Origin of the sequence: Streptomyces sp. AF1A (genome assembly GCF_047340315.1) — a bacterium.
Taxonomy (GTDB): Bacteria; Actinomycetota; Actinomycetes; order Streptomycetales; family Streptomycetaceae; genus Streptomyces.
Genome location: NZ_JBLEBI010000314.1, coordinates 1 through 3,727, shown reverse-complemented (window position 1 = coordinate 3,727; position 3,727 = coordinate 1). Strand labels below are relative to the sequence as shown.

The following is a 3,727-nucleotide window of genomic DNA, read 5'->3' as shown; positions in this document are numbered from 1 at the left end:
CGGTGGAGCCACCGGAGGTGAAGGGGTTGTTGCCCGGACGCGGACCGGCCGGACGGGCACCCGGACGCGGGCCCTGGCCACCGGAGCGCGGGGCACCCTGGCCCGGACGGGCCTGGCCCTGACCGGAAGCCGGACGGGAGCCGCCGGGCTTGGGGGCGCCGGGACGGGCGCCGGGACGCGGACCCTGCGCGGCCGGGGCCTGCGGGGTCTGGGCGGCCGGGGCCGGCGGAGCGGTGAACTCCGGAGCGGCCGGGGCCGGACGCGGTGCGGGCTTGGGGCCCGGAACCGGACGCGGACCAGGGGTCGGCGCGGGCGCCACGGGAGCCGACGGGGCGGGCTGCTGGGCAGCCGGTGCCGTCGCGGGCTTGGGCGCCGGCTTCGGGGCAGCCGGACGATCCCCCACCGGCTTGACGCCGTGGGAGGTGCCTCCGGCCTGCGCCGGAGAGGGCGCGGCCGGCCTGGGGGCGGCCTTGCGCGGGGCGGGCTTCGCGGCGGACCTGCCGTTGCCACCGCCCTGGAAGGCGTCGGTCAGCTTGCGTACTACGGGCGCTTCGATGGTCGAAGACGCCGAACGGACGAATTCACCGAGTTCCTGGAGCTTGGCCATGACGACCTTGCTCTCGACACCGAACTCCTTGGCGAGTTCGTAGACCCGGACCTTAGCCACTTCGCTCCTTTGAGGTCCGGGTTGAAGCCGGACCGTCGCTAGTTCATGGGCGTACTCATCGCGTACTCATCGAGTGCTCATCGCAATCTCGACCTGCTTTCGACTCGCGAGGTACCAGGCCGCGCGGGGTTCCGCGCGGCACGTCTTACGGTGTTGCCTGCTCGGCAACTGTTGTCTGCTCGACGTATCGGCGCAACGCCTTTGTGTCGAGCGCTCCCGGGGCGCGCAGTGCCCGCGGCAACACCCGACGGCGTACCGCCTGGTCGAGACAGACCAGGGCGGGGTGTACATACGCACCCCGGCCGGGCAGCGTACCGCGAGGATCGGGGACGCACGCGTCCTCGATCTTCACGATCCGCAGGAGATCGTTCTTGGCCGCCCGCTCCCGGCACCCCACACAGGTGCGTTCAGGGCATGCTCGGGCGTGCGTCCGGCCAGACACGGTTAAGTCTACCTCCCCGTACCGACCTCACCCCTTTGGGGCAAAGATCGAACGGCTGTTGTCGTAAACCTGTCCTTGATCAAGCGACCTGGGGCGTGGATCTATTCCCCGGCCTGTTCCCCGGCCTGCTCCGCGGCCTGCTCGGTGTCCGGCCGGATGTCGATCCGCCAGCCGGTGAGCCGGGCCGCGAGGCGGGCGTTCTGCCCCTCCTTGCCGATGGCCAGCGACAGCTGGTAGTCCGGCACGGTCACCCGGGCGGAGCGGGAGGTCATGTCGACGACCTCCACCTTGCTCACCCGAGCGGGTGACAGGGCGTTCGCCACCATCTCGGCCGGGTCGTCCGACCAGTCGACGATGTCGATCTTCTCGCCGTTCAGCTCGCCCATCACGTTGCGCACCCGGCCGCCCATGGGGCCGATGCAGGCGCCCTTGGCGTTCAGGCCCGGGCGGGTGGACCGTACGGCGATCTTGGTGCGGTGACCGGCCTCGCGGGCGATGGCCGCGATCTCCACCGACCCGTCGGCGATCTCCGGCACCTCCAGGGCGAAGAGCTTCTTCACCAGGGCGGGGTGGGTGCGCGAGAGGGTCACGGAGGGGCCGCGGACGCCCTTGGCCACCCGGACGACGTACGACCTCAGGCGCATGCCGTGCGGGTACGTCTCGCCCGGCACCTGCTCCTGCACCGGCAGGATGGCCTCCAGCTTGCCGATGTCGACGAGCACGTTCTTCGGGTCGCGGCCCTGCTGGACCACCCCGGTGACGATGTCGCCCTCGCGGCCCGCGTACTCGCCGAGTGTCGCGTCGTCCTCGGCGTCGCGCAGCCGCTGCAGGATGACCTGCTTGGCGGTGGTGGCGGCGATCCGGCCGAAGCCGGACGGGGTGTCGTCGAACTCGCGGGGCTCCTGGCCCTCCTCGAGGTCCTCGGGGTCCTCCTTCGCCCACACGGTCACATGCCCGGTCTCCCGGTTGAGCTCCACGCGCGCGTGTCGGCGGCTTCCCTCGGTGCGGTGGTAGGCGATGAGGAGGGCCGACTCGATCGCCTCGACCAGCAGGTCGAAGGAGATCTCCTTCTCCCGAACCAAGCCCCGCAGGGCGCTCATGTCGATGTCCACGGCTACGCCTCCTCCTCTTCCTTCATGTCCTTCTTGTCCTTGCGGTTGAACTCGACCTGCACGCGCGCCCTGGCGATCTGCGGGAAGGCGAGTCTGCGGGGCGTGGCCTTGCGGCCCTTGACCCCGGGCACCTCGACGTCGAGGCCCTCGTCGTCGACCTTCAGGATGCGCGCGACCAGCTCGCCGCCCTCGGTCAGCTGGAACTTCACGAGCCGGTCGGTGGCGCGCACGTAGTGCCGGTGCTCGGTGAGGAGGCGCTCCGCGCCGGGGGTTCCGACCTCCAGGTCGTACGCGCCCTCGCCCATCGCGTTGGTCTCGTCGAGCTTCGCCGAGAGCGCACGGCTCACATCGGCGATCGCGTCCAGATCCGCTCCGGCGTCGGAGTCGACGACCACGCGCAGCACCCGCTTGCGTCCGACGGAGTCGACGGCGATCTCCTCGAGATCCAGCCCCTGGGAGGTGACGAGCGGTTCGAGCAGCTCTCGCAGCCTCTCGCTCTGGGTGGTGCTCATCCGGGTGACTCCTCGGCCGCGTGTGCTGTTGTGGGATGGGTCGCGTGTCTGGTCAAAGGGTATCCGGTCACAGGGACTGTTGCCGTCCACCTGTGGACAAGCCGCGCACGATCCGTGACGGGCGGCCATGTGCGGTGCCGGTGAGTGGCGTGGGACGGGTGCGCGGGTACGGTGATCACGGGCACGCCGCCCGTCGCCGCTCTTCTTGTCGTACGAGTTCCCCGAGGACGTCTGCAGTGCCGTACCCCTCGCCGCCGCGCATCCCCTCGGGGCCGCGCAGAAGATCCCTGCTCGCCTCGGCCGCGGGCGCCGCCCTCCTGGTGGGCTGTTCGGCCGGCCCGCACTCCGGCGGCGACGGCCCCTCCGCCGCCGCGCGGGCACGCGCGCGTGCCGCCGGGGACAGCCGGGGGCTGCTGGAGCGGTACGACGCCGTGCTCGCCGCGCATCCCGGCCTCGGGCAGCGGCTGCGCCCGCTGCGCGCGGAGGTCGCGGCGCACGTCCGGACGTTCGAGGAGGGCGCGGCACCCACGGCGACGCCCGCGAAGTCCGCCTCGGCCTCCCCCTCCCCGTCCGCGTCGCCCGTGCCGGCCGGCGAGAAGGACGCCCTTGCCGGCCTGGCCGCGGCCGAGCGCACGCTCGCCGACCAGCGCGCCAAGTCCCTGCTCGACGCGCCGGGCGAGCTGGCGCGGCTGCTGGCGTCCGTGGCGGCGGCCGGCGCCGCGCACGCCTACCTGCTGACGGAGGGAGCCAAGTGAGCGACGACGGATCCACGAAGGCCGAACTGACCGCGCTGCAGGCGGCACTGGCGGCGGAGCACGCGGCGGTGTACGGGTACGGCGTCGTCGGCGGCCAGATCGACGACCGTCGCCGCGCCGACGCCAAGGCGGCGTACGACGCCCACCGGGCCCGCCGCAACGCGCTGGCGCGCGAGGTGCGGGACCTGGGCGGCGAACCGGTGGCCGCGAACGCCGGGTACGAGCTGCCGTTCCCGGTG

At 72.5% G+C, this 3,727-nt stretch carries 6 protein-coding genes; 2 read left to right on the top strand and 4 right to left on the bottom strand.

Going from position 1 to position 3,727, the window contains the following annotated elements; all coding sequences use genetic code 11:
- The 4 genes from ACLU3S_RS36205 to rimP all read right to left on the bottom strand — a co-directional run.
- A partial coding sequence (locus ACLU3S_RS36205) for a translation initiation factor IF-2 N-terminal domain-containing protein (protein WP_413956223.1) occupies positions 1-667 on the bottom strand: 667 nt, incomplete at its 3' end.
- A gap of 145 nt (positions 668-812) precedes the next feature.
- Complete coding sequence (locus tag ACLU3S_RS36200; RefSeq protein ID WP_413956222.1) at positions 813-1,109, bottom strand: YlxR family protein; 297 nt, start codon at positions 1,107-1,109, stop codon at positions 813-815.
- A gap of 101 nt (positions 1,110-1,210) precedes the next feature.
- Positions 1,211-2,221: a transcription termination factor NusA gene (gene nusA / locus ACLU3S_RS36195; protein WP_413956221.1), complete on the bottom strand. Its 1,011-nt coding sequence runs from the start codon at positions 2,219-2,221 to the stop codon at positions 1,211-1,213.
- A gap of 2 nt (positions 2,222-2,223) precedes the next feature.
- Positions 2,224-2,733, bottom strand: a complete 510-nt coding sequence (gene rimP, locus ACLU3S_RS36190) for a ribosome maturation factor RimP (RefSeq protein WP_413956220.1) — start codon at positions 2,731-2,733, stop codon at positions 2,224-2,226.
- Between the two features lie 236 nt (positions 2,734-2,969).
- Between rimP and ACLU3S_RS36185 the strand changes: the two genes are divergently transcribed.
- Together ACLU3S_RS36185 and ACLU3S_RS36180 are read left to right on the top strand one after the other, a co-directional pair.
- Positions 2,970-3,488: a hypothetical protein gene (locus tag ACLU3S_RS36185; protein ID WP_413956219.1), complete on the top strand. Its 519-nt coding sequence runs from the start codon at positions 2,970-2,972 to the stop codon at positions 3,486-3,488.
- Positions 3,485-3,727: DUF4439 domain-containing protein (locus ACLU3S_RS36180; RefSeq protein WP_413956218.1), on the top strand; the 243-nt coding region annotated here is incomplete at its 3' end. The genes ACLU3S_RS36185 and ACLU3S_RS36180, both read left to right, overlap by 4 nt.

Excerpts from the sequence above, each read along its gene's own strand:
- rimP (WP_413956220.1), bottom strand. The coding sequence starts at position 2,733 with ATGAGCACCACCCAGAGCGAGAGGCTGCGAGAGCTGCTCGAACCGCTC.